At 58.0% G+C, this 24,441-nt stretch carries 22 protein-coding genes; 17 read left to right on the top strand and 5 right to left on the bottom strand.

The features are described 5' to 3' along the window. Window positions 1-19 precede the first annotated feature (19 nt). The 9 genes from ACGK9W_RS07900 (at window position 20) to murB (ending at window position 8,920) form a co-directional block, all read left to right on the top strand. The gene (locus tag ACGK9W_RS07900) at window positions 20-2,428 is read left to right on the top strand and encodes a DNA internalization-related competence protein ComEC/Rec2 (protein ID WP_405420996.1); all 2,409 of its coding nucleotides are present in this window, start codon (window positions 20-22) and stop codon (window positions 2,426-2,428) included. 72 nt (window positions 2,429-2,500) lie between these two features. Further along, the gene (locus ACGK9W_RS07895; RefSeq protein WP_008169179.1) at window positions 2,501-3,127 is read left to right on the top strand and encodes a MotA/TolQ/ExbB proton channel family protein; all 627 of its coding nucleotides are present in this window, start codon (window positions 2,501-2,503) and stop codon (window positions 3,125-3,127) included. 5 nt (window positions 3,128-3,132) lie between these two features. Next, window positions 3,133-3,558: a biopolymer transporter ExbD gene (locus ACGK9W_RS07890; RefSeq protein ID WP_008169176.1), complete on the top strand. Its 426-nt coding sequence runs from the start codon at window positions 3,133-3,135 to the stop codon at window positions 3,556-3,558. Further along, window positions 3,555-5,333 carry a lipid A export permease/ATP-binding protein MsbA gene (gene msbA / locus ACGK9W_RS07885; RefSeq protein ID WP_405420219.1) on the top strand — a complete coding sequence of 593 codons (1,779 nt, stop codon included), beginning with the start codon at window positions 3,555-3,557 and terminating at the stop codon, window positions 5,331-5,333. Before ACGK9W_RS07890 ends, msbA begins: the two co-directional genes overlap by 4 nt. After that, window positions 5,330-6,376: a tetraacyldisaccharide 4'-kinase gene (gene lpxK, locus ACGK9W_RS07880; protein ID WP_273083596.1), complete on the top strand. Its 1,047-nt coding sequence runs from the start codon at window positions 5,330-5,332 to the stop codon at window positions 6,374-6,376. The genes msbA and lpxK overlap by 4 nt, the downstream gene beginning before the upstream one ends. A 19-nt stretch (window positions 6,377-6,395) precedes the next feature. Next, complete coding sequence (locus tag ACGK9W_RS07875) at window positions 6,396-6,584, top strand: Trm112 family protein (RefSeq protein ID WP_008169170.1); 189 nt, start codon at window positions 6,396-6,398, stop codon at window positions 6,582-6,584. Window positions 6,585-6,610: 26 nt separating this feature from the next. Further along, window positions 6,611-7,405 (top strand): 3-deoxy-manno-octulosonate cytidylyltransferase, encoded by a 795-nt coding sequence (gene kdsB, locus ACGK9W_RS07870; protein ID WP_405420215.1) that lies wholly within the window; start codon window positions 6,611-6,613, stop codon window positions 7,403-7,405. Further along, window positions 7,398-7,877 (top strand): low molecular weight protein-tyrosine-phosphatase, encoded by a 480-nt coding sequence (locus ACGK9W_RS07865; RefSeq protein WP_405420213.1) that lies wholly within the window; start codon window positions 7,398-7,400, stop codon window positions 7,875-7,877. The genes kdsB and ACGK9W_RS07865 overlap by 8 nt, the downstream gene beginning before the upstream one ends. Continuing rightward, window positions 7,874-8,920 carry a UDP-N-acetylmuramate dehydrogenase gene (gene murB, locus ACGK9W_RS07860; RefSeq protein WP_008169164.1) on the top strand — a complete coding sequence of 349 codons (1,047 nt, stop codon included), beginning with the start codon at window positions 7,874-7,876 and terminating at the stop codon, window positions 8,918-8,920. Before ACGK9W_RS07865 ends, murB begins: the two co-directional genes overlap by 4 nt. Before the next feature lie 55 nt (window positions 8,921-8,975). Here murB and ACGK9W_RS07855 read toward each other — a convergent pair whose 3' ends face one another. After that, window positions 8,976-10,709, bottom strand: coding sequence for a proline--tRNA ligase (locus ACGK9W_RS07855; RefSeq protein ID WP_405420210.1), 1,734 nt, complete (start codon window positions 10,707-10,709; stop codon window positions 8,976-8,978). 127 nt (window positions 10,710-10,836) lie between these two features. Between ACGK9W_RS07855 and ACGK9W_RS07850 the strand changes: the two genes are divergently transcribed. Next, the gene (locus ACGK9W_RS07850; protein WP_041646252.1) at window positions 10,837-11,451 is read left to right on the top strand and encodes a TetR/AcrR family transcriptional regulator; all 615 of its coding nucleotides are present in this window, start codon (window positions 10,837-10,839) and stop codon (window positions 11,449-11,451) included. Window position 11,452: 1 nt separating this feature from the next. Here the strand turns inward: ACGK9W_RS07850 and ACGK9W_RS07845 are convergent, their stop codons facing one another. Continuing rightward, a complete protein-coding gene (locus tag ACGK9W_RS07845; protein ID WP_008169158.1) occupies window positions 11,453-11,950 on the bottom strand; it encodes an Lrp/AsnC family transcriptional regulator in 498 nt (165 codons plus the stop codon). A 145-nt stretch (window positions 11,951-12,095) separates the two neighbouring features. Between ACGK9W_RS07845 and leuA the strand changes: the two genes are divergently transcribed. Further along, window positions 12,096-13,790 (top strand): 2-isopropylmalate synthase, encoded by a 1,695-nt coding sequence (gene leuA, locus ACGK9W_RS07840; protein WP_273073201.1) that lies wholly within the window; start codon window positions 12,096-12,098, stop codon window positions 13,788-13,790. Between the two features lie 92 nt (window positions 13,791-13,882). Here the strand turns inward: leuA and ACGK9W_RS07835 are convergent, their stop codons facing one another. From ACGK9W_RS07835 to xseA, 3 genes are all read right to left on the bottom strand, one after another. After that, a complete protein-coding gene (locus ACGK9W_RS07835) occupies window positions 13,883-14,092 on the bottom strand; it encodes a cold-shock protein (RefSeq protein ID WP_008169155.1) in 210 nt (69 codons plus the stop codon). A gap of 316 nt (window positions 14,093-14,408) precedes the next feature. Further along, window positions 14,409-16,283, bottom strand: a complete 1,875-nt coding sequence (locus tag ACGK9W_RS07830; RefSeq protein ID WP_405420205.1) for a propionyl-CoA synthetase — start codon at window positions 16,281-16,283, stop codon at window positions 14,409-14,411. A gap of 103 nt (window positions 16,284-16,386) precedes the next feature. Further along, window positions 16,387-17,775 carry an exodeoxyribonuclease VII large subunit gene (xseA, locus tag ACGK9W_RS07825; protein ID WP_405420202.1) on the bottom strand — a complete coding sequence of 463 codons (1,389 nt, stop codon included), beginning with the start codon at window positions 17,773-17,775 and terminating at the stop codon, window positions 16,387-16,389. Between the two features lie 192 nt (window positions 17,776-17,967). Here xseA and guaB point away from each other — a divergent pair, with 192 nt between their 5' ends. The 6 genes from guaB (at window position 17,968) to ACGK9W_RS07795 (ending at window position 24,432) form a co-directional block, all read left to right on the top strand. Then, window positions 17,968-19,431 carry an IMP dehydrogenase gene (guaB, locus tag ACGK9W_RS07820; protein ID WP_008169151.1) on the top strand — a complete coding sequence of 488 codons (1,464 nt, stop codon included), beginning with the start codon at window positions 17,968-17,970 and terminating at the stop codon, window positions 19,429-19,431. Window positions 19,432-19,493: 62 nt separating this feature from the next. Further along, window positions 19,494-21,071, top strand: a complete 1,578-nt coding sequence (gene guaA / locus ACGK9W_RS07815; protein WP_273072746.1) for a glutamine-hydrolyzing GMP synthase — start codon at window positions 19,494-19,496, stop codon at window positions 21,069-21,071. Between the two features lie 20 nt (window positions 21,072-21,091). Further along, complete coding sequence (gene tadA, locus ACGK9W_RS07810; protein WP_014577399.1) at window positions 21,092-21,595, top strand: tRNA adenosine(34) deaminase TadA; 504 nt, start codon at window positions 21,092-21,094, stop codon at window positions 21,593-21,595. 9 nt (window positions 21,596-21,604) lie between these two features. Then, a complete protein-coding gene (gene galE / locus ACGK9W_RS07805) occupies window positions 21,605-22,600 on the top strand; it encodes a UDP-glucose 4-epimerase GalE (protein ID WP_092029772.1) in 996 nt (331 codons plus the stop codon). 30 nt (window positions 22,601-22,630) lie between these two features. Further along, window positions 22,631-23,974, top strand: a complete 1,344-nt coding sequence (locus tag ACGK9W_RS07800) for a UDP-glucose/GDP-mannose dehydrogenase family protein (RefSeq protein WP_273083611.1) — start codon at window positions 22,631-22,633, stop codon at window positions 23,972-23,974. 23 nt (window positions 23,975-23,997) lie between these two features. Beyond that, on the top strand, window positions 23,998-24,432 hold the full coding sequence (locus ACGK9W_RS07795; protein ID WP_405420196.1) for an HIT domain-containing protein: 435 nt from the start codon (window positions 23,998-24,000) through the stop codon (window positions 24,430-24,432). Window positions 24,433-24,441: the final 9 nt, after the last annotated feature.

Below are 24,441 nucleotides of genomic sequence, written 5' to 3'. Positions count from 1 at the left end.
CGGAAGTATCAACAGACCGGTGGGCCCTTCGGGCGACTCCGGTTCCGCAGCGCTGGGCGTTATCGCCTTCTCTTGTGGCGTTATCTTACTGTATTGGTTGTCGATACTGCCACCTCCCACGTGGTTGATAGCCGCGATACCACTGCTGGCCTTAGGCCGGATCTGCGTTTCCCCGACCTTTGCCAGCTCCGCATTCGTATCTGCTCTTGGCCTCATCGTCGGACTCTCCTGGGCCTCGTGGCATGCCAGTGACCGGCTTTCAACGGTTCTGCCGGCAAGCCTGGAACGACAGCGTCTCTCTGTCTCGGGATACGTATGTGATATTCCTTCGCCCGGTAGCTTCAATAGTTTACGTTTCAGTTTCTGTGTCACCCAGTGGCACAACCTTCCCATCCCGACCCGAGAGGAAGCAAGGATGCCGGACCTGCTCAGGTTGTCCTGGTACGGTCACGGAATGGAGCGGCTCCCGGGCCAACGTTTGCGGCTGGAAGTTGTGCTCAAGCGCCCCCACGGCTCCCTGAACCTCGCGGGCTTTCGCTACGAGGACTGGCTGTTTCGCAAGGGCTACCGGGCCACGGGCAGCATTCGTAGCGTGAAGGTTGACCGGGATGTCGGGTGTTTCGTCCATTGCCAGTACCGGAAGCTGCATCGTTTGCTTCACCAATGGACCATCGAGCAATTTGGCGGTGCCCGTCATTTTCCGCTGGTTTCTTCGTTGCTCATAGGTCATCGCGGCCACATGGAACAGAAGCACTGGGATGTGCTCAAGGCGACCGGCACCATTCACCTGGTTGCCATATCGGGCCTGCACCTGGGTCTGATCGCCCTGGGGGCAGGGTTTCTGTGCCGGCGACTGTTGCTGACTTTTCCGGCACAGATAGTCAGCGATAGCTCAAGGCGTTGGTTTGCCTTCCTGGCCGTTATCCTCTGCTGTCTGGTTTATGCCCTGGCGGCGGGATTTACCGTTCCAACCCAGAGGGCTCTGGTGATGGTTGTGGCCGGTGGGTGGCTGGTACTGATGAGTCGTCAGGCCCCGGTCTGGCACGTTTTCCTGGCCGCGTTGGCTGCCGTTCTTGTGCTGGACCCTTTCGCGCCCCTGGACCAGGGATTCTGGCTTTCGTTCGCTGCGGTTGCCACCCTGATCACTGTATTCTCGTCGCGACTGGCTGGAACCGGGTGGCTGAGAGGACTCGTCCTGGCCCAGCTCGCGGTTTTTGGCGGATTATGGCCAATCCTCGAAATACTGGGGCAGGGCCAGCCCCTGGTAGGTTTGTTGGCCAACCTGGTCGCGATTCCCTGGGTATCCCTTGTAGTTATGCCAGTGCTTGTCGCGGGTGGGTTGCTTGCCGCCGTAGTTCCAGGCGCCGCCCAGCTGTTCCTGCCAATATTCGATCTAACCCTCGGTGTTCTGTGGCAATTGCTCATGTGGCTTGCGCAGTGGCAGGCGCCGGACATCCGGGCTGGTGTCCCGGAGCTGTTTGGCTGGGCGTTGCTGAGCGTCGCGGTATTGTGTATGCCTTTCGCCATGTTCCGGCTTGTGGCGGTCCTTTCTGCGGTGTTTTGGCTGGTGTATCCGGCTCCTTCTTCCGAAAGGAATTCGTACGTGGCAGTGCCAGTTGTAAGGGTATGGGATGTTGGGCAGGGCCTTTCAGTTCTGGTCCGACACGGGCGCGAGGTTCTTGTCTACGATACCGGTCCTGCCGTGCCCGACGTGTTTTCGGCCGTCGAATCCACGCTTTTGCCCAATCTGGCGGCTGAAGGAATCAAGCGAATTGACACCCTCGTGATCAGCCACGCCGACAGCGATCATGCCGGTGGCATCTCGGAGCTTTCCCGGAACGTCAGTGTCGGCCGTGTCATTGCTGGTGAGCCTGCGGCGGTCAGACAGCAGGTTGGCGAACTGCCTGTGCAAGCCTGCAAACAGGCTGAAGAAAGGCTGGGAGGATTGGTCCTCGAGTTCTGGCAGAGTGAGGGCGCACAAGAGGGTAACGACGCTTCCTGTGTGTTGCGTATCTACCACCCTGACTCCGGAACTGAGTGGCTCTTGCCGGGAGATATTACCGAACCCGTGGAGGCAGAGTATCTGGCTTATATGGCTGGCCGAGAGGATGTTCAGGTTCCTTCGACTCGCGTGCTCGTTGCGCCCCACCACGGGAGCAAAACCTCATCTTCCGAACCCTGGGTGCGCGTGCTGAGACCAGATCGGGTCATCTATACCGCTGGCTATCGCCACCGGTACGGTCATCCCCACCCGACGGTAACCGCACGTTACGCGGGGGTCGGAGCGGTGCCGCTGAACACAGCATGTTCAGGCAGCGTCGAGATGACCGTTGTCGATAAAAAGCTGGTATTAAAGGAAATGCGGCATGGCTCGTCGTTCTGGATCGGTGGTTCGGGGCTTGCCCGTGACCAATGTAAAATACCGTGACATTGCAGGTGTGGCCTCCACGGGTAGCTATGCTAAAGTAGCGCGGCTTGCAAACAATCAGGGAGACCAAGCGTGTTCGAGCTGTTGAAAGCCGGTGGCATTCTGATGGTGCCAATTGTTGCCTGCTCCATTCTGGCGCTGGCCATCATTCTGGAGCGTTTCTGGACCCTTCGCGCCTCCAGGGTCGCGCCCCCCCAGACCATCAATGAGTTATGGCGCTGGATCAAGAAGAAAGAACTCAATGGCCGGAAACTGAAAGCCCTGCAGGGGTCATCACCCCTGGGCCGGATTCTTGCCGGTGGCCTGCTTAACGCCAAGCATGGCCGCGAAATCATGAAAGAGAGCATCGAGCACGAGGCAAGCCAGGTCATCCATGATCTGGAGCGTTTCCTTAACCCGCTGGGTACCGTTGCGACGATCACCCCTCTGCTGGGACTGCTTGGTACCGTCATTGGCATGATCAAGGTATTTGCCGAGATCCAATTGGCCGGGGTTGGCAACGCCGGCAACCTCGCCGGTGGTATTTCTGAAGCGCTTATTACTACGGCCGCTGGCCTGAGCGTCGCCATCCCGGCACTTATCTGCCACCGCTACTTTATCCGGAGAGTGGATGAGCTGGTCGTCGGCATGGAGCAGGAAGCGATCAAGCTGGTTGAGGTAGTGCACGGAGACCGCGAAATCGACGTGGAAGGAGCCTGAACGCCGTGAAGTTCAAGCGCCAGAGGAGCCAGGAAGTCGGGGTAGACCTGACGCCACTGATCGACGTGGTGTTTCTGTTGCTGATTTTCTTTATGGTTTCCACGACCTTTACCCGCGAGAGCCATCTGCAGGTTGAATTGCCTGAGGCCAGTGGCGAGCCTGCGCCGGCATCCGAAGTGCAGCAGATCGACGTGGTGATCAATGCCGAGGGGCAGTACATCCTGAACGACCGCACATTGGTCAATAATCGGCGGGAAACCCTTGAGCGGGGTGTCCGTGAACTGGCTGAAGGCAATAACTCGCTTCCGTTCATCATTACCGCTGACGCCCGCACACCCCATGAATTTGTGGTGCGTGCCATGGACGTTGCCGGCCGTCTCGGATTTGCCAAGCTCAGCATTACTACCGAGCGGGAGGCTGATAGCCAGTGAAGGTGTCCGAGCCTATACCAGACCCTGCGGCCGGCCTGCCGGCGGGCAGTTGGGATACCTACAAGCGCCTTCTCGCTTATGTAAAGCCGTTCCTGCTGGCCTTCTCCCTTGCAGTACTCGGCAACATTATCTATGCCGCTGCATCGACTGGTATGGCGGCAGCCATGGAATACGTCATTGCGGCGATCGAGAATCCGACCGAGCAGAATCGTCTGATGCTGACGCTGGTTATCGTTGGCGTCTTCGCATTCCGTGGGCTGGGCACCTTCCTGAGCCAGTACTTCATCAGCTATGTCGGGCGTCAGGTCATCAATGCGCTTCGTAACGATGTGTTTGATCGACTGATGACACTGCCTTCCCGCTATTTCGATGACAACGCGGCGGGACGGCTGGTGTCCAAGCTTACCTTTAACGTCGAGCAGGTGGCGGAGGCGACGACCAACGCCGTGACCATCACGCTCCGTGAAGGTCTGACCATCGTCGGTCTGCTGGGTTACATGTTCTACACCAACTGGAAACTCACGCTGATTTTCCTGGCGGTGGGGCCGCTCATTGCCGCGGTTGTAAGCTATGCCAGCAAACGCTTCCGCAAGATCAGTCAGCGGATCCAGGGCTCGATGGGCGATATAACCCATGTGGCCTCTGAATCGATTACCGGCTATCGCGTTGTTCGCACCTTTGGTGGTGAGGATTATGAACGTGGTCGTTTTCAAGAGGTTAACAATAGAAACCTCAAGCAAAGTTTGAAGATGGCATCCACTCAGGCGATCAGTGTTCCGGTGATTCAGGTACTGGTGGCCATCGCCATTGCCGGATTGGTCTGGATGATGCTGGCGCCTGAAATTCGCGGTGAGATGACCACGGGTCAGCTGGTAGCATTCATTACGGCAGCGACGACCATGGCCAAGCCCATCCGTCAGGTTACCTCTGTTCACGCCAAGATCCAGAAGGGCGTTGCAGCCGCTTACGATGTGTTCGAAACAATCGACGAATCGCCGGAACAGGATCCGGGTACGTATTCGCCGGATCGCGTTGAGGGCGACATCGAGTTTGATGAGGTGGCCTTTCGGTACCGGGATCAGCTCGATAATGTTCTGGAAGGTATCTCCTTTAGCATTCCTGCCGGTCAGAGTGTGGCACTTGTCGGTCGTTCAGGGAGCGGAAAGTCCACCCTGGTGAGTCTCATTCCAAGATTCTATGAATACACCGGCGGTGACATTCGTATCGATGGGCATTCGCTAAAGGAGTTTTCCCTGAAAGGGCTTCGGTCCCAGATTGCACTCGTGAACCAGAATGTAGTGCTTTTTAACGATAGTATCGCGGCCAACATAGCTTATGGCTCTCTCCGGAACTGCACGCGCGAAGAAATCCGCGAGGCTGCCGCCAAGGCTCATGCGCTGGAATTTATTGATCGTATGCCCGAAGGCCTGGACACCATGATCGGTGACAATGGAGTCATGCTTTCCGGTGGGCAGCGACAGCGGCTCGCCATCGCCCGGGCGCTGCTCAAGAACGCCCCGATTCTGATCCTTGATGAAGCCACATCGGCGCTGGATACGGAATCTGAGCGTCACATCCAGGAAGCGCTGGAAACGGTTATGCAGGGCCGTACCACTCTGGTCATTGCGCATCGCCTGTCCACCATCGAGAAAGCAGACCGAATTCTGGTGATGGACAACGGCCGGATCGCCGAATCCGGTCGACATGACGAACTCCTTGCCGCTGGCGGCGCTTACGCTCAATTGCACCAGATGCAGTTCAGCGAGCAGTCATGAGCGCGGTGCAATCTGCCATGAGTTCGCTGGTTGAGCGTCTCTGGTATGGAAGGAAGCGCCCTCTGGCTTTTCTGGCACCGCTGTCTTGGCTGTACCGGAGCATCGCGGAAGCCCGCCGTCGGGCCGCCTGGGATGCGAGAGATGCGTCGCTCCCGGTTCCGGTCATTGTGGTTGGCAACATCACTGCCGGTGGAACCGGCAAATCGCCGCTCACCGCCTGGCTGGTTTCCGCACTGGCATCCGATGGCTGGCGGCCGGTTATTCTCAGCAGGGGTTATGGTGGCGATGCTGTCCAGTACCCGCTGGAAGTTGCGGCGGAGACCAGTCCTTCCGAAGCCGGTGACGAGCCTGTCATGCTGGCGCTGAGCACCGGTTGCCCGGTTGTTGTTGATCCGCGTCGCCGACGGGGCGCCGATTACGCTCTTGAGAAAAATCTGGGTGATGTGCTGATTTGTGACGACGGCCTTCAACACTACAAGTTGCCCAGGGACCTGGAGCTGTCGGTATTTGATGGACAAAGGGGCATCGGTAACGGCGCCTTGATCCCCGTTGGCCCGCTTCGGGAGCCGGTTTCGCGACTGGCTTCTGTAGACTTTGTTATTGTAAATGGCAAAGAGCTTTCAGAGCAGGCTATGGAAAGCTTTGTTGGCATTGACCACCCTGCGATATTTTCCATGATTCTTGAGCCTGCAACCCTCGTTCACCTGAAAACAGGGGAGTCGAGAGCGGTTGGCGATCTCAGGGGCAAGGCCGTGAGGGCTGTGGCCGGGATCGGAAACCCGGCCCGGTTTTTCGATACACTGAGAACCCTTGGCGCCGATGTTACCGAAGCGGCCTTTCCGGATCACCATCGTTTCCGTCCTGAGGATCTGAACAGTGATACCGATGAGTTGATAGTCATGACCGCAAAAGACGCGGTGAAATGCCGGGAATTTGCACCCGATAATGCCTGGAGCCTCAACGTTGAGGCCAGATTGCCGGGGCCGTTCCGGGACGCGTTTCTGGCCCGGGTTCGCCAATGTTCCGAGCCGTTAACTTCCTGATATCAAGTGAGTAAGCAACATGGATAAAAAACTGTTGGCGCTGTTGGCCTGTCCGGTGTGTAAGGGCGATCTGAAACTCAACGAGGACAGAACCGAGCTGGTCTGTTACCAGGACGCCATGGCGTTCCCGATCCGCGAGGGGATTCCTGTGATGTTGGCTACCGAAGCCCGGACGCTCTCTACTGATGAGCGTCTGCACAAGCGTTAAACCCAAGTCAGCCAGGTGGTTACTACATGTCTTTTACCGTTGTGATTCCGGCCCGCTATGCGTCCAGCCGCCTTCCGGGCAAGCCTCTGGCAGACATTGCCGGCAAGCCGATGATCCAGCATGTCTGTGAGCGTGCCGCGGAAAGCCGCGCAGACAGGGTCGTTGTCGCCACGGACGATGATCGGATCCGGACCGCATGCGAAGGCTTCGGTGCAGAAGTGGTCATGACATCACCCAATCACGCCAGCGGCACAGACCGTCTTGAGGAGGTTGCACGGGTGCTGGGTTTCGGGCCGGATCATCGGGTCGTTAACGTGCAGGGTGACGAGCCCCTGATCCCGCCCGAACTGATCAACCAGGTGGCCGACAATCTGGAGTTTTATCCTGAAGTCGCCATTGCCACACTGTGTGAGCGGATCCACGATCCGGAGCACGTGTTCAATCCCAATGTGGTCAAGGTGGTGTTCGATCACAGGGGGATCGCCCATTATTTCAGCCGTGCGCCGATCCCGTGGGCCAGGGATCAGTGGCTGGAGGGCACACCTCTGACGGGGCTGGACACCTCCTTGCCGGATAATGTCGGATATTTCCGGCATATCGGCATCTATGGTTACCGTGCTTCCGTCCTGGCCGAGTTTGTCAGCTGGGCGCCTGCGCCGACCGAGGTAACCGAATCTCTGGAACAGTTGAGGGCGCTCTATAACGGTGTCCGTATTCACGTGGATGTGGCCGCGGTCAACCCGCCGGGCGGCGTTGATACCGATGCCGATTTGCATAGGGTCCGAGGCTGGCTGGAGAAGAGGAATAGCGAGAATGGCTGAACCGGTAAACGTTCTTTTCGTGTGCCTGGGCAACATCTGTCGATCGCCCAGTGCTGAAGGTGTGTTTCGCTCACTGGTGGAGCAGGCGGGCCTTGCAGAGCAGGTCCACATCGATTCCTGCGGCACCGGAGACTGGCACATTGGCAAGAGTCCTGACGCCCGCGCCCAGGAGGCTGCCCGGCGCCGGGGTATCGACATCAGTGGATTGCGCGCCCGCCAGTTCAGTCCGGAGGATCTGGACACCTTTGACTACGTGCTGGTGATGGATCGCCAGAACCTGGCGGACATCAAGGACGTATGGTATCAGAATGGCGGCACCCGGCCAGCCCTGTTTCTGGAGTTCGGTCAGTCGGCCCATCAGGAAGTGCCAGATCCCTATTACGGTGGTGACGCAGGTTTTGAAACCGTGCTTGACCTGATCCAGGAAGCCGGCGAGGGCCTGCTGGCGGACATCCGGGGGCGCCTGGCTTGAGTCAGCAGCCGGAAATTCGGGAAAACATAGAGCTGGAGGCGCTGAATACCCTGCACGTGCCGGCCAAAGCCCGTTTTTATGTCGAAGTTCACACCTCAGATGAGTTGGTCAGGTCTCTGGACTGGGCCTCATCAGAGGATCAGGAAGTCCTGATTCTGGGGGGCGGCAGTAACCTGGTGTTCGCGGGTGACTTCGCGGGGCTGGTGGTGCGTCTGGCGATTCGTGGCCGCCGTTGGGAGCACATTGAGGACCACAGGGCGACCCTGGTGCTTGGTGCGGGTGAAAACTGGCATGAGGCGGTCCTGTATGCTGCCCGGGCCGGTTATCGCGGTATCGAGAATCTGGCGCTTATCCCGGGCACGGCCGGAGCGGCGCCCGTCCAGAATATTGGTGCCTATGGTGTTGAGCTCGGCGATTGCCTGGAATCCGTCACCGCACTGGATCGCAATTCGGGTGAGCTGGTTGTTCTCAATAACGCCCAGTGCCGTTTTTCCTACCGCGACAGCCTCTTCAAACAGACGCCGGGTCGCTATGTGATCACCGAAATCCGTTTGGGCCTGTCCCGCTCACGTGCTCTGGTGCTCGGATATCGGGATCTCCGGGAGTACCTCGGTGATACAGCGGAAACCGCCCTCGACCCTTTGCATGTGGCAGAGGCCATAATGGCCATTCGCCGACGAAAGTTGCCGGACCCGGATATGATTCCGAACGCCGGAAGTTTCTTCAAGAACCCGGTGGTTGACGGAGTAACGTTCGAGGCACTCAGCGAGCGGCACCCGGATATTGTGGCTTATCCTCAGGAGCAGGGGGTAAAACTGGCAGCGGCGTGGCTGATCGATCAAAGTGGCTGGAAAGGCTTCCGGAATGCCCGGGTGGGCGTGCATAACCGACAGGCGCTGGTGCTGATTAACCACTCGGGCGGCACAGGTGCCGACATACTGGAGCTTGCCAGAGAAGTTCGTCAGTCAGTCGTTGACCGGTTTGGTGTCACCCTGGAAATGGAGCCAGGGATTGTGGGTGGTTCGGGAAGGGAAAATCCCTGACGGCACTGCTTTATACAAGTGCCGTCAGAGGCTTGTCCGCGTATGCGGACAGCGATCAGAGCCCTTTTCGGGGCGATGCGTTGACCAGGAATGGCAGCGCTTCAGCCACCGGGACATCCTGTTTTTCCGCGTCCTTTCTGCCTTTGTATTCCAGGGTTCCGGCTGCCAGACCACGCTCGGAAACCACGAACCGGTGCGGGATACCAATCAATTCCATATCGGCAAACTTCACGCCAGGGCGCTCTTTTCGGTCGTCCAGAAGCACATCGTAACCGGCTTGGCGTAGCTGTTCATAAAGCTTTTCTCCGGCCTCGGCAACGGTTGGTGACTTATGGGCGTTCAGGGTAACAATGGCCACCTGGAAAGGCGCAATGGCATCGGGCCAGATGATGCCGTTTTCATCGTGGTTCTGTTCAATGGCTGCGGCAACAACCCGGGAAACACCCAGGCCGTAACAGCCCATGTCCATAATCACGGTTTTCCCGTTCTCATCGAGAACCGTGGCGTTCATGGCAGTGCTGTACTTGTTGCCAAGTTTGAAGATGTGGCCCACTTCAATGCCGCGCCGGATCTCCAGAGTGCCCTTGCCATCCGGGCTGGGGTCGCCCTCAACCACGTTGCGCAGGTCTTCCACCCGTTCAAGCGCAGCGTCTCTCTCCCAGTTCACGCCGGTAAGGTGGAAGCCTTCCCGGTTGGCGCCGCAAACAAAGTCCGCCAGATGCGCGGCACTGCGGTCCACAATGACGGGCACGTTGAGGTTTACCGGTCCGATAGATCCGGGCTTGCAGCCGACAGCCTGTTCGATTTCCTCATCGGTGGCCATTGTCAGAGGCTCGGCAACGCCGGCCAGGTTTTCGGCCTTGATCTCGTTCAGGGTGTGATCGCCCCGCAGAACCAGTGCAACCAGCCCGGAGCTGCCGTCTTCGTCGGCTTCCGCCTTCACCAGCAGGGTTTTGACCGTGCGGGTGGCGTCAATGCCCAGCAACTGCGATACCGCCTCGATGGTTTTCTCATCCGGTGTGGCGACTTCCTTGAGTTCCTCGGCCGGGGCAGGGCGGGTGCCGCTCGGGGCTACTGCCTCTGCTTTCTCGATGTTGGCTGCGTAATCGCTCCCGGTGCTGAACACGATGTCATCTTCACCCGAAGATGCGAGCACATGGAACTCGTGGGATGCGCTGCCACCAATGGCGCCGGAGTCCGCCTGTACCGCACGGTAATCCAGGCCGAAACGGTCGAAAATGGCGCAGTAGGTGCGGTGCATCAATTCGTAGGTTTCGTTCAGGGACTCGGCGTTCAGATGGAAGGAATAAGCGTCCTTCATCAGGAATTCCCGGGCGCGCATCACGCCAAACCGGGGGCGACGCTCGTCCCGGAATTTGGTCTGAACCTGGTAGAAGTTGGCTGGCAACTCCTTGTAGCTGCTGATCTCATTCCGGATCAGGTCGGTAATGACCTCTTCGTGGGTCGGTCCGAAACAGAAATCACGGCCATGACGGTCTTTCATTCGCAGCAGTTCGCCGCCGTACTGGGTCCAGCGTCCGGATTCCTCCCAGAGTTCGGCCGGCTGGACCGCAGGCATCAACACTTCCTGAGCGCCACTCTTGTCCATTTCTTCGCGAACGATTCGCTCGACCTTGCGCAGGGTACGCAGGCCCATTGGCAACCAGGTGTATAGCCCGGCGGCCAGTTTGCGAATCATGCCGGCACGCAACATCAACTGATGACTGATGATCTCGGCGTCGGCGGGGGTCTCTTTCTGGGTGGCAATCAGGTAGCGGCTTGCTCGCATCGTGTCTTCCGTTTGTAATAAATCTGAAGTGTTAGACTAATGGACAGGCGGCGGTTGGCCCGCCGGAGCCTTTATTTGTCGTAAAGTGGCCATTATTGTACGGAGCCTGTTGCACAAGGTACAGATGATGACCGACGAATCTATTGATGTCGCCCCGCGGCGCCGGCCGGTTCAGGCCCGCAGCCGGGAGCGCGTCAACACCATCCTTCGCCATGCCGCCGCCATTTTTCATGAGACCGGTGTCGATGCTGCGAGCATGTCAGCCATTGCCCGACAATCGGGCATGTCGCTGGCTTCTCTCTACCGCTACTTTCCCAACAAGGCAGCCATCGTCCATGCCATTGCCGAACAGCACGTGGAGAAGATGGAGCGGGCTCTGCGGGAACGGTTGCAGGAACTGAACCTCAGCGATGCGGTAGACGTTCTCATCGATCAGTTTTATGAGTTCTATCGCCACGAGCCCGCCTACTCGGCGATCTGGAGTGGTGTAGAGGCAATGCCTGAGCTGAGGGAGCTGGATCTGAGAGAGCTGTACACCAACGCCCGCGATCTGGATCGGAAACTCAAAGAGGAGTGTCCCCGGATTCCTGATGATCGGCGCTGGACCGCAAGCCTTTTGTTGCCAAGGTCCGCCGGCACTGTCCTCCGGTTGGCGGTAACTCTGCCCGACGCCCAGGGTCGACAACTGGTGGAGGAGCTCAAATGTATGGCAAGGGCTTACGTCCGCGAGCTCGTCGCCTGAGTCAGGAAAGGTACCCCAATGGCAGGGCAGTACTGTCGATCACTCGCCGGAGCACGAAGCTGGAGTGCACGCCGCTGACGCCCTGAATGCGGGTAATGCGGTTCAGCAGGAAATGGTGGTAATGGTCCATGTCCGGTACCACCACCTTCAGCATGTAATCGGCGTCCTGGCCGGTAATAAGGTAGCACTCCTGCACCTCCGGGTACTCGGCAACCTGCTCTTCAAACGCCGCGAAACGCTCGGGTGTATGCCGATCCATGCCAATCAGGATGATCGCCGTCAGAGAAAGGCCAAGTTTCTTGTGGTCCAGAATGGTGACGGTTCTGACGATGATACCGGCATCCTCCAGTGCCCGCACACGACGGAGACAGGGCGAAGGGGATAGCCCGACTTTCTCTGCCAGTTCCTGGTTGGTCAGGGAGCCATCCTGCTGGATCTGTTCGAGAATTCGGCGGTCCATCTTGTCAATTTTGGCGAGGGTTTTCTTGTTTTCGGTCATAAAATTCCAAGAATGGCGTTTATCAAGCAATTTATAGGTTAGAAAATACGCTTCCCCGCTCAAGTTCGCAATCAAATACCAGCTTTTTCGCGTTAACCTGTACCCATCAAAGAATTCACTTCTGAAACCGCAAGGAATTACACGCATGGCTTTCGATCATCGCAAATACGTTGCGTTCAAACCTGTTGCCAAAACCGACCGTCGCTGGCCGGACAAGGTCATCGAGAAGGCGCCCACCTGGTGTGCCGTGGATCTTCGGGATGGCAACCAGGCACTGGTGAAGCCCATGTCTGTTGCCCAGAAAACGCGGATGTTCGAGTTGCTGGTCAAGCTGGGCTTCAAGGAAATCGAGATTGGCTTTCCTGCTGCCAGCCAGCCGGATTTCGATTTCTGTCGCAAGCTGATTGAAGAAAACCGCATTCCCGAGGATGTGAAGATCCAGGTGCTGACCCAGGCCCGTCCTGAGCTGATCGAGCGTACCTATGAAGCATTGGCCGGCGCCCGAAAGGCAATCGTGCATGTCTACAATTCTACTTCCACGGTTCAGCGGGAGCAGGTGTTTGGTCTGGATCGTGACGGTATCAGGGACATTGCCGTCAACGGAGCCAAACTGGTTCGCGACATCGCCGCGCGCCACCCGGAGACCGAGTGGACGTTCCAGTATTCACCGGAGAGCTTTACCGGTACCGAGCTGGATTTCGCCGCGGAAGTGATTGATGCCGTGAGTGAGGTCTGGCGTCCGGAAGAGGGCCAGCCGATGATTATCAACCTGCCTGCCACCGTTGAAATGGCGACACCGAACGTGTTTGCGGACCAGATCGAGTGGATCTGCGACAACATCCAGCGCCGTGAACACATCAGCATCAGTGTGCATACCCACAATGATCGCGGCTGTGCCGTGGCCGCCGCCGAACTGGCCGTAATGGCAGGGGCCGATCGGGTCGAGGGCACATTGATGGGCAACGGTGAGCGCACCGGCAACATGGATCTGGTGACCATGGCCATGAACCTTTACTCCCAGGGCATTGATCCCACGCTGGATCTGTCGGGCATGGCGGAGATCACCGAAGTGGTTGAGGCCTGTACGGAGATTTCCACTCATCCACGCCATCCCTACGCCGGCGAACTGGTGTTCACCGCCTTCTCAGGCAGCCATCAGGATGCCATTCGCAAGTGTCTGGCGCGCCGAAAGGATGGCGAAACCTGGAACGTCGCGTATCTGCCCATCGACCCGTTCGATGTTGGTCGCCGCTATGAGGAAGTGGTTCGCATCAACAGTCAGTCTGGCAAGGGCGGTGTCGCCTATGTACTGGAGCGGGATTATAACATCAGTCTGCCACGCTGGTTGCAGATCGAGTTCAGCAAGGTGGTCCAGAGAGAGGCGGAAACCAACGGTGGCGAGATTGACTCACTGACCATTCATCGCCTGTTCGAGGATCGCTATCTGAAAGTCCACGCCGATTGGGCACTGCGCTCCTACGATCTGCACCGGGACGAAGAGGGTGTGCATGCCGAGGTGTCGGTGGGTCGCGATGCATCGCCGGTTCGTCTGGATGGCCATGGGCTGGGCGCAGTGGAGGCTGTATCTGAGGCGCTGGAGATGCGCTTTGATATCTCCATTGCTGTCGAGGCTTACGACGAGTTTGCGCTGGGTGAGGGCACCAATGCCAACGCACTGGCCTGTATTCGCTTGACCGCAAACGGTATGCATTGCAGCGCTGCGGCACTGGCCGAAGACACGACATCTGCCACCCTGCAGGCCTTGTTTTCGGCAGTCGCCCAGGCAGTGGGTATCGAAATGCCTGAGACGGAAGCCGAACCTGAATCGGCGGGTGCCTGAAAAACCTGCCGTCCTGACGACACAAGCCGGCACGAGTGCCGGCTTGTTGGTTTTCCGATGCCCGTGAGGGGCAAAGGACGGAGCGTAAACCCTCAGACCGGGGTAACGTTTTCCGCCTGCGGGCCTTTCGGACCCTGTGTCACGGTGAACTGTACCTGCTGACCTTCGGTCAGGGTACGGAAACCGCTTGCGTTGATTGCGCTGTAGTGAACAAACACGTCGCTGCCACCGTCCTGAGCGATGAAGCCAAAGCCTTTGGACTCGTTAAACCACTTAACGTGGCCGGTTTTAGTATCGGACATTGATCTTTCCTGTCTTTCTGTAATTTGCCCTCACGGGACCTTCAAAATTCCACATGGAATCGTTGCTGAGAAATCCAGAGAGTACTGAGGAAGGGGCAACGAAGAGCACTTCGGCAGGACGTTGAAACGCATTCACCAAATACCGCTGTATTTTCACAGCTATTTCAGTATAGACCGACTTTGGGGGGCGTCAACGAAATTTTTGCAGCTTTCGTGAAGGTTTTATTGCGGGCAAAAACAACAGGTTGGGATTTGATTGGGCAAAAATTGCCCGCCCCCGGTTCGGGCGGGGCGGGCAGCTTTCACGGTGGCTCTGTCAGCGGCGGAACTGCTCGCTGATTTCTTCCAGAATGGCAGGGTCATCAATGGTGCTGGGCACCGCGTATTCCTCGCCATCGGCAATCTGGCGGATGACCCGTCTGAGGATCTTGCCGGAACGGGTCTTGGGCAGGCGATCAACCACCAGGGCGCGGCGGAAACAGGCGATGGCGCCAATCTTGTCTCGAACCATCTCCACCAGCTCGTCTTCCAGTTCGTCATGGTCGATGGTTGCGCCGTCCTTGATCAGAACCAGCCCTATGGGGATCTGCCCTTTCATATCATCGTGCGCACCCACGACGCAGCACTCGGCTATGGCCGGGTGGGAAGCGACGACTTCCTCCATCTCACCGGTAGAGAGCCGGTGGCCAGCGACATTGATAACGTCATCGGTACGGCCCATAACGAACACGTACCCGTCATCGTCAATAAAGCCGCCGTCGCCGGAGCTGTAGAATCCCGATATCGGTTCCAGGTAGGTTTTGCGGAAACGCTCATCGTCGCCCCAGACTGTCATCATACAGCCGGGTGGCAGTGGCAGTTTTACAGCAATCTGACCCTGCTCGCCGGCGGGCATCTGGCTGCCTTTCATGTCCACTACCTGCACGTTGTAGCCAGGGGAGGGCACGGTTGCCGAACCTGGTTTGGTCGCCATTAACTCGATTCCCACCGGATTGCAGCAAATGGCCCAACCGGTTTCGGTCTGCCACCAGTGGTCGAGAACCGGCAGGCCAGTGTGCTCTTTCAGCCACTCATAGGTGGCGGGATCGAGTCGCTCGCCGGCCAGGAACAGTCTTTTCAGTGAACTGATGTCGTAGTGTGAAAGCTGGTCTGCTTCCGGATCTTCCTTGCGGACGGCCCGGAATGCGGTCGGGGCAGTGAACAGCATGTTCACTTTGTGATCCTGAACCACTCGCCAGAAGGCGCCGGCATCCGGTGTTTTCACCGGCTTGCCCTCGTACATGATGGTCGTGCAACCCGCAAACAATGGCGCGTAGACGATGTAGCTGTGGCCAACAACCCAGCCAACGTCAGAGGCAGCCCAGTAAACATCGCCGGGTTTGGCGTCGTAGACCAGCTTCATGCTGTAGTTCAGCGCAACCGCATGACCACCGTTGTCGCGCACCACACCTTTGGGTTTACCGGTGGTGCCTGAAGTGTAAAGAATATAGAGCGGGTCTGTTGATTTGACGGGCACCGGGTCGGCCGGTGCAGCCGTCTTCATCAACTCGTTCCAGTCATGGTCACGGCCAGCCTGAAGGTCGGCCTTCACCTGGGGGCGCTGGTAAACAATGCAGGTTTCCGGTTTGTGGCTGGCCTGGTCGATGGCTTTGTTGACCAGAGGCTTGTACTCAATCAGCTTGGTGACTTCGATGCCGCAAGAGGCGGTAATCACGGCCTTGGGTTTGGCGTCATCAATACGCACGGCCAGTTCGTGGGCAGCAAAGCCGCCAAAGACCACAGAGTGAATAGCGCCGATCCGCGCGCAGCCCAGCATCGCAATGACCGCTTCCGGGATCATGGGCATGTAGATGATGACCCGGTCGCCCTTGGTGATGCCACGGTCTTTGAGGGCTCCAGCGAACCGGGCCACTTCATCGGTCAGCTCGTTGTAGGTGTAGGAGCGCTGGGTATCGGTAACCGGAGAATCGTAGATCAGGGCTTCCTGGTCGCCACGCCCTGCACGGATGTTGGCATCCAGTGCCACATCGCAAGTGTTCAGAGTGCCGTCGGGGAACCACTGCCCGTGCCCATTGTCGGTTGGCTGCCAGATGGTTTTCGGCGGTTCGATCCAGTCAATTTTTTCCGCCTGTTCACGCCAGAATTCGTCCGGTTTGTCTATCGACCGCCGGAACTCTGAGTGGTAGTCCATACATTCCACCTCATCGTGCCTGTTGTTGTTTTAATACGTTTCCTGACAACTTTAGGCCGTTTGAAATCATGGACTAGTAGACCATTGGCTTAGTCTCGGGGGTCTAGGGGCCAGTTTCTTCTGTAGATTTGACCGAAGTCACCTTCGCAGTCATTTCACCCCGTGCAACGCGGGCTGAGATGGTGTCGCCGGGGTTAACGTTTGAAGCATCCCGAAGAATGTTTCCGTTGTTGTCGCGCACGATGGAATAACCCCGTCCAAGGGTCGCAAGGGGGCTGACCACATTCAGAGTCTGCGCCGCATGTTCCAGGTTGTCGCGACGCTGTTTCAGGTCCTGCTGCATTACCGAAACCAATCGCTCGCTCACGCGCCGCAGCGCGTCCTGGCTATCCGAGAGCTGGCGGTGCGGCGACTGCATGACCAGTCTCTGGCGCAGGTGATCATTGCGCACGCCAACGGTTGTCAGGCGCTGTCGAATAGCTTTACGGAGGCGCAGTTCGAGCTCATCCATTCGCTGGGCTTTCTCCAGAAGCTCCCTTCTTGGGTCGCGCAACCGGGCGCTCAGATGTCCGAGCTGGGTGCCCAGGCGCTTCAGGGCCAGGCCCATGGCGTTGGACAGGCGGAATTCCCGGTCTCTTAGCTGTTTAAGCCAGTCTGACTGGTCCGGCGAAATCTTTTCGGCGGCCGCGGAGGGCGTCGGGGCCCGAAGATCAGCCACGAAATCGGCAATGGTTACATCGACCTCGTGACCAACCGCACTGACCGTGGGGATCCGGCAAGCGGCAATCGCGCGGGCGACCGCTTCTTCATTGAAGCACCAGAGATCCTCCAGAGAGCCACCGCCACGGCCAATAATCAGGACATCGGCAACGCCGTGGTTCTGGGCGGCTTCGATGGCTCGTACGATGTCAGCGGTAGCCGCCTTGCCCTGAACGGCAGTGGGGTAGAGCGTTACGGGTATAGCGGGGCACCGCCGGGCGAGAACGGTGAGTATGTCGTGGATCGCGGCGCCGGTGGGTGAGGTGACGACACCGATGTGCCTGGGCAATGAGGGCAGTGGTTTCTTGCTGGCCTGTTCAAACAGTCCTTCGGCCAGCAATTTCCGCTTGAGCTCCTCGAAGGCCTGTTGGAGGGCGCCGAGCCCCGCAGGTTCGACGTGTTCAACGATAATCTGGAAGTCGCCGCGGTTCTCGTAAAGAGTGACCTTGCCGCGGATCCGGACCTGATCGCCCTCTTTCGGTGGTGTGCGGATGCGCTGGTTCATGCCCCGGAACATGGCGCATCGCACCTGGCATTTCCGGTCTTTCAGGGAAAAATACCAGTGGCCGGACGAGGGGCGAGAAAATCCGGAGAGTTCACCTTCCACCCACACCTGCATAAAGCTCGATTCCAGAAGATGTCTGGCCTGGTGGTTGAGCTCGCTGACGCTGAGTGCCCGGGGGCGGGTGTCCTGAAGATGCGGCGTCGCCGGTCCTGATCCGTCGTTATACATACGCAATAGCCGAAAAGAGGGAGGGTAAAAATAGCGAAATTTCAAAAAGATGCAATCGAACCTTAAAAAAGGGCCGGTTTACTGTCTTCGAGAGCCCCATTATAATAGATCGATTAAGGATTTTGCTTTGTCGTACCGCCGCGGGTACGGCACGGAAATTCCCAACTTAGCACGATCAAAAGGCGGATCCCAATGCTGCGAATTGCCGAAGAAGCCCTCACATTTGATGACGTTCTGCTGGTTCCCGGATATTCAGAAGTGCTGCCTCACGAGGTTAGCCTGCAAACCCAGCTGACCAAGGGTATTACCCTCAACATTCCTCTTCTGTCTTCCGCCATGGATACCGTTACCGAGGCAGAATTGGCCATCGCCATGGCTCAGGAAGGCGGTATCGGCATCATGCACAAGAACATGACCGTTGAGCAACAGGCGGCAGCCGTCCGCAAGGTCAAGAAGTTCGAGAGTGGCGTGGTGAAGGATCCGATTACAGTTTCGCCCGAGACAACGGTTCGCGAACTGGTAGATATCACCATGGCGAACAGCATCTCCGGTCTTCCGGTGGTGGACGGCCACGACCTGATCGGTATCGTCACTGGCCGCGACATCCGTTTTGAAAGCCGGATGGACACGCTGGTTCGGGATATCATGACGCCCAAGGAAAAGCTGGTTACGGTCAAGGAAGGCGCCTGTCTCGAGGAAGTGAAAGAGCTGCTGCATCGCCATCGGATCGAGAAGGTTCTGGTTGTTAACGATAACTTCGAGCTGCGCGGCCTGATCACGGTCAAGGATATCCAGAAGGCGAAAGATTACCCGCTGGCGTGTAAAGACGATCAGGGTCGTTTGAGAGTTGGCGCGGCCGTGAGCACCGGTGGCGACACCGAAGCCCGCATTACCGCACTGGCCGAAGCCGGGGTCGACGTGATCGTGGTGGATACCGCTCACGGTCATTCCCGTGGTGTGATGGAGCGCGTGCGCTTCATCAAGAAGAATTTCCCCGACGTGCAGGTGATTGGCGGCAACATCGCCACGTCACACGCGGCGCTCGCCCTGGCGGAAGCCGGCGCGGATGCAGTAAAGGTAGGCATTGGCCCCGGTTCCATCTGCACCACCCGTATTGTGGCGGGTATTGGTGTGCCCCAGATTTCTGCGGTTTCCAACGTGGCCGCAGCGCTGAAAGAGCATGGAGTCCCGGTAATCGCTGATGGCGGTATCCGTTTCTCCGGTGATATTGCCAAAGCCATTGCCGCAGGCGCCCATAGCGTCATGATCGGTAGCCTTTTGGCAGGTACCGATGAGGCACCTGGCGAAGTGGAGCTGTTCCAGGGCCGCAGTTACAAGGCCTATCGTGGCATGGGTTCCATCGGCGCCATGGGGCAGGGCTCCAGCGATCGTTACTTCCAGGACGCCAGTAAGGGTATCGAGAAACTGGTTCCTGAAGGTATCGAAGGCCGCGTTGCCTGCAAAGGTCCGATGCGTAACATCGTTCACCAGCTGGTTGGTGGCTTGCGGGCTGCCATGGGCTACACCGGTAGTGCCACCATGGAAGAAATGCGCACCAAGCCTGAATTCGTGCGCATCACCAACGCGGGTATGCGTGAGAGCCATGTGCACGATGTGACCATCACCAAAGAATCGCCCAACTACCGTATCGGTTAACCATTGCCCTACCAGACGCGGCCCCCAGAGGGCCGCGTTGTTTATTCAGCTCCGAGGACTCCATGGCCCAGAACATCCACGACCACCGCATCCTGATTCTCGATTTCGGTTCCCAGTACACCCAGCTGATTGCCCGCCGTGTTCGCGAGATCGGCGTTTACTGTGAGATCAAAGCGTTCGATATCACCGATGACGAGCTTAATGAGTTCAATCCGAAGGGGATTATTCTTGCAGGCGGTCCGGAGTCGGTAACTCAGCTGGGCGGTCCTCGGGCGCCGGAAGGGCTGTTTGACCGTGGTATCCCGATTCTCGGCATCTGCTACGGCATGCAGACTATGGCAGAGCAGCTTGGAGGCCGCGTTGCCAGTTCCGAGAAACGCGAGTTCGGTTATGCCCAGGTGAAGGTTCGCGCCAAGGGTCCGCTGCTGGCGGATATCACGGATCATCTGACGCCGGCTGGTGAGTCGCTGCTGGACGTGTGGATGAGCCACGGTGACAAGGTGGTGGCGATGCCTGAAGGCTTCGAGCTGCTGGCCTCCACCGAGAGCGCGCCAATTTCCGCGATGCAGGATCTCAGCCGGAACCTGTACGGCGTCCAGTTCCACCCGGAAGTAACCCACACCCTGCAGGGCAAGCGGATTCTCGAGCATTTCATCCTGACTATCTGCAAATGCGAAGCCCTCTGGACACCGGCCAAGATCGTCGATGATGCGGTTCAGCAAATTCGCGAGCAGGTTGGCAACGACAAGGTATTGCTGGGTTTGTCCGGTGGCGTCGATTCCTCGGTGACGGCAGCATTGCTGCACCGGGCAATCGGTGATCAACTGACCTGTGTGTTTGTGGACAACGGTCTCCTGCGTCTTCATGAAGGCGACCAGGTGATGGACATGTTCGCCAGCAACATGGGCGTAAAGGTCATTCGGGTCGATGCGGAAGATCTGTTCCTGTCGAAGCTGAAAGGTGTCAGTGACCCGGAGCAAAAGCGCAAAATAATTGGCAACACCTTTATTGATGTGTTTGACGACGAGGCGGCCAACATCAAGGACGTGAACTGGCTGGCTCAGGGCACGATCTATCCGGACGTCATTGAGTCCGCTGCTTCCAAGACCGGCAAGGCGCATGTGATCAAGTCCCACCACAACGTAGGTGGCTTGCCGGAAACCATGAAAATGAAGCTGGTGGAGCCGCTGCGGGAGCTGTTCAAGGATGAGGTGCGCCGGATCGGCCTTGAGCTTGGTTTGCCCTACGACATGGTGTACCGCCACCCGTTCCCGGGGCCGGGCCTGGGCGTGCGTATTCTCGGTGAAGTGAAAAAGGAATATGCCGATATCCTGCGCCGCGCGGACGCCATTTTCCTGGAAGAGCTTCACCGTGCGGATTTCTACCACAAGACCAGTCAGGCCTTTGCGGTCTTCCTGCCGGTCAAGTCGGTAGGCGTGGTCGGGGACGCCCGCCGCTACGAATACGTGGTGGCTCTTCGTGCTGTTGAAACCATCGATTTCATGACCGCCCGCTGGGCGCATCTGCCTTACGATCTCCTTGAGACCGTTTCCAACCGGATCATCAATGAGATCACCGGTGTATCCCGGGTGACCTACGATGTTTCGTCCAAGCCGCCGGCAACTATTGAGTGGGAATAATCGACGGGTGAGCCGGTCCGATGTCTGAGGCGACGCCGGAAGACGAGCGCTGGATGAATCGCGCGCTCCAGCTGGCTGGTGAGGCTGCAGCAAAGGGCGAAGTGCCTGTCGGTGCCGTGGTGGTTCTGGATGGCAAGGAAATCGGCGCGGGTTTTAACGCGCCGATTTCCGGTTGCGATCCCACGGCCCATGCCGAAATCAGGGCGCTGCGCGATGCCGCCGCCCGGGTGGGCAATTATCGGCTGCCGGATGCCACGCTTTACGTTACTCTGGAGCCCTGTACCATGTGCGTGGGTGCGATCGTCCACGGCAGAATCAGTCGGCTTGTCTATGGGGCACGTGAGCCCAAGGCCGGTGCAATAGAGTCTGCACGCCGGACACTCGAAGAGCCCCATCTGAACTGGGACGTGACCGCAGTTGGCGGCGTCTTGTCAGATCAGTGCAGTCAGGTGATCAGTGAGTTTTTCAGTCGGCGACGGGCAGAGATCCGGCGTCTGCGCAAACAGAATTCAGGGAAGGAGTAGTTTTCGCCTATGAAAGTCCTCGTTACCGGCGGAGCCGGATATATTGGCAGTCACGTGGTCCGTCAGCTGGGCCAGGCCGGTCACGATATCGTTGTTTTCGATAACCTCTCCACTGGCTACCGCTGGGCGGTCACCGCCGGCGAACTGGTGGTCGGGGATCTGGCCGATGAAGCGGCAATCGAAGATCTGTTCTCCCGTCACCGATTTGAGGCGGTTCTGCATTTCGCTGCCAATATTGTGGTGCCGGAGTCTGTCGCCAACCCCCTGAAGTACTACAGCAACAATACCCGCAATACCCTGAACCTCCTGAAAGCGGTCGAAAAGCACGAAGTGCCGTACATGGTGTTTTCCTCCACCGCGGCTGTCTATGGTATGCCTGAGCAGACGGTGCTCACTGAGGATCTGCCGCTGGCCCCGATCAACCCCTACGGCGCGTCCAAGATGATGAGCGAGCGGATGATCATGGATCTGGCCGCAGCCTCCAGCCTCAATTATGTGATTCTCCGTTACTTCAATGTAGCAGGCGCGAATCCGGAAGGGCTGTTGGGGCAGGCCACACCTGAAGCCACGCATCTGATCAAGGTGGCCTGTGAGTGCGTGACGGGACAGCGGGAAGGCATGAGTGTCTTCGGCACCGATTACGATACCCGGGACGGCACCTGCATTCGCGACTACATCCACGTGGAGGACCTGGCCAAGGCCCACGTGATGGCGCTGGACTACATGGCAGATGGTGGTCATTCGAAGGTCATGAACTGCGGTTATGGTCGCGGCTTTACGGTCCGGGAAGTGATTGATGTGGTCAAGGCGCAATCCGGCGTTGATTTTCCGGTCACCGAAACCGGCCGCCGCGCCGGCGACCCGGCAGCATTGATGGCAGACAACACACTTATCCGCCAGACCCTGGGCTGGCAGCCGGACTACGACAATCTGGATACCATTGTCGGCACAGCCCTGGCCTGGGAAGCGATCTGGCAGAAGAAAAAAGCTGACGACACCCAATAACTTTTCTGTATTTGTATCGGGATTTAAAGGATGAAAATAACGATTTTTGGAACCGGTTATGTTGGCCTGGTTACTGGTGCTTGCCTGGCGGATGTTGGCCACGACGTTCTCTGTATGGACGTGGACCAGGGCAAAATTGAAAAGCTCAAGAATGGCCAGATTCCCATCTATGAGCCGGGCCTCGACAATATCGTAAAGCACACCGTTGAGGCAGGCCGCCTTTCCTTTACAACCGATACCGAAGATGCCGTTCGTCACGGCACACTCCAATTTATTGCCGTGGGTACGCCCCCGGACGAAGACGGTTCTGCCGACCTCCAGTATGTAACCGCGGTAGCCCGTTCCATCGGCGAATACATGGAGGACTACAAGGTAGTCGTTGACAAGTCCACGGTGCCGGTCGGCACCGGCGACAAGGTCCGGACTGCGGTTCGTGCCCAGCTCGACCGTCGTGGCCTGGAACTGGATTTCGACGTGGTGTCCAACCCCGAGTTTCTCAAGGAAGGGGCGGCTATCAACGATTTCATGAAGCCTGACCGCATTGTTGTCGGTACCGACAGCGAGCGGGCTGCGGAACTGCTGCGGGAGGTCTACTACCCGTTCAACCGGAATCATGACCGCATGATCTTTATGGACCTGCGGTCTGCCGAGCTCACCAAGTACGCGGCCAACTCCATGCTGGCCACCAAAATCAGCTTTATGAACGAAATCGCCAACCTGGCAGAGCGACTGGGCGCTGATATCGAAGCCGTGCGCCGGGGCATTGGTTCCGACCCGCGGATTGGCTATCACTTCATCTACCCTGGTTGCGGTTACGGCGGTTCCTGCTTCCCGAAAGATGTTCAGGCCCTGGCCCGAACCGCCAGCGACTGCGGTTACGAAGCACGCTTGCTGAATGCGGTTGAATCGGTCAACTACGCCCAGAAACACGTGTTGTTCGACAAGATCAGCCACTATTTTGGTGGTGATCTCAATGGCAAGGTCGTTGCGCTTTGGGGGCTGGCGTTCAAGCCGAATACCGACGATATGCGCGAAGCTTCTTCCCGCACATTGATGGAAGATCTCTGGAAAGCCGGCGCCAGGGTACAGGCTTTCGACCCGGAGGCCATGGAGGAAACCCAGCGAATCTACGGTGATCAGGAAGGCCTGACCCTGTGCGGCACGAAAGAGCAGGCGCTTAAAGGGGCAGATGTTCTCGCTATCTGCACCGAGTGGAAAGAGTTTCGGTCGCCAGACTTCGAATCCATTGCTGCGACCATTCGTGAACCTGTGGTCTTTGATGGCCGCAATCTCTACGAGCCGGAAATGCTGGATCGCTACGGCCTCATTTATTACGCCATTGGCCGTGGCCGCACCCAGTTCCACTCCGAGTAAACCCAGATAATCGGAGGATGAATATGAGCGAACCGGAAGTTTTCCGGTTACACGAGCGACTGAAGGCCGACACGATTGGCCTTGGAAGCACCTCGCTTTGTGAAATCCGACTGATGAATGACAGCACCTGGCCTTGGGTGCTGTTGGTGCCGGCGGTCGCCGGCATCCGTGAGATCTACCAGTTGTCGGCGGACCAGCAGCACCAGCTGGTCCGCGAGTCCTCCGCGCTCAGCGAAGCCATGATGGATGTCTTCGGCGGCGACAAGATGAACGTCGCAGCCCTTGGTAACATGGTGCCCCAGCTTCATCTTCATCATATCTTGCGGTTCGAAGGCGACCCGGCCTGGCCGGGCCCGGTGTGGGGCAAGCAGGCGCCGGTTGCTTATTCCGATGAGGAACTGGAGCAGGTTCGCTCAAGACTGGCCCCGGTTCTTGCTGAGCTTGAGGCCGGTGCCTAGTTCGAAGGT

Origin of the sequence: Marinobacter flavimaris (genome assembly GCF_045057155.1) — a bacterium.
GTDB classification, from domain to species: Bacteria; Pseudomonadota; Gammaproteobacteria; order Pseudomonadales; family Oleiphilaceae; genus Marinobacter; species Marinobacter manganoxydans.
The sequence above is the reverse complement of the archived record's forward strand: the minus strand, read 5'-3'. Positions and strand labels throughout refer to the sequence as shown.

Coding starts and splice junctions, on each gene's coding strand:
- lpxK (WP_273083596.1), top strand. CDS start 5,330: ATGAGCGCGGTGCAATCTGCCATGAGTTCGCTGGTTGAGCGTCTCTGG.
- ACGK9W_RS07875 (WP_008169170.1), top strand. CDS start 6,396: ATGGATAAAAAACTGTTGGCGCTGTTGGCCTGTCCGGTGTGTAAGGGC.
- kdsB (WP_405420215.1), top strand. CDS start 6,611: ATGTCTTTTACCGTTGTGATTCCGGCCCGCTATGCGTCCAGCCGCCTT.
- ACGK9W_RS07865 (WP_405420213.1), top strand. CDS start 7,398: ATGGCTGAACCGGTAAACGTTCTTTTCGTGTGCCTGGGCAACATCTGT.
- ACGK9W_RS07855 (WP_405420210.1), bottom strand. CDS start 10,709: ATGCGAGCAAGCCGCTACCTGATTGCCACCCAGAAAGAGACCCCCGCC.
- ACGK9W_RS07850 (WP_041646252.1), top strand. CDS start 10,837: ATGACCGACGAATCTATTGATGTCGCCCCGCGGCGCCGGCCGGTTCAG.
- ACGK9W_RS07845 (WP_008169158.1), bottom strand. CDS start 11,950: ATGACCGAAAACAAGAAAACCCTCGCCAAAATTGACAAGATGGACCGC.
- leuA (WP_273073201.1), top strand. CDS start 12,096: ATGGCTTTCGATCATCGCAAATACGTTGCGTTCAAACCTGTTGCCAAA.
- ACGK9W_RS07835 (WP_008169155.1), bottom strand. CDS start 14,092: ATGTCCGATACTAAAACCGGCCACGTTAAGTGGTTTAACGAGTCCAAA.
- ACGK9W_RS07830 (WP_405420205.1), bottom strand. CDS start 16,283: ATGGACTACCACTCAGAGTTCCGGCGGTCGATAGACAAACCGGACGAA.
- xseA (WP_405420202.1), bottom strand. CDS start 17,775: ATGTATAACGACGGATCAGGACCGGCGACGCCGCATCTTCAGGACACC.
- guaB (WP_008169151.1), top strand. CDS start 17,968: ATGCTGCGAATTGCCGAAGAAGCCCTCACATTTGATGACGTTCTGCTG.
- guaA (WP_273072746.1), top strand. CDS start 19,494: ATGGCCCAGAACATCCACGACCACCGCATCCTGATTCTCGATTTCGGT.
- tadA (WP_014577399.1), top strand. CDS start 21,092: ATGTCTGAGGCGACGCCGGAAGACGAGCGCTGGATGAATCGCGCGCTC.
- galE (WP_092029772.1), top strand. CDS start 21,605: ATGAAAGTCCTCGTTACCGGCGGAGCCGGATATATTGGCAGTCACGTG.
- ACGK9W_RS07800 (WP_273083611.1), top strand. CDS start 22,631: ATGAAAATAACGATTTTTGGAACCGGTTATGTTGGCCTGGTTACTGGT.
- ACGK9W_RS07795 (WP_405420196.1), top strand. CDS start 23,998: ATGAGCGAACCGGAAGTTTTCCGGTTACACGAGCGACTGAAGGCCGAC.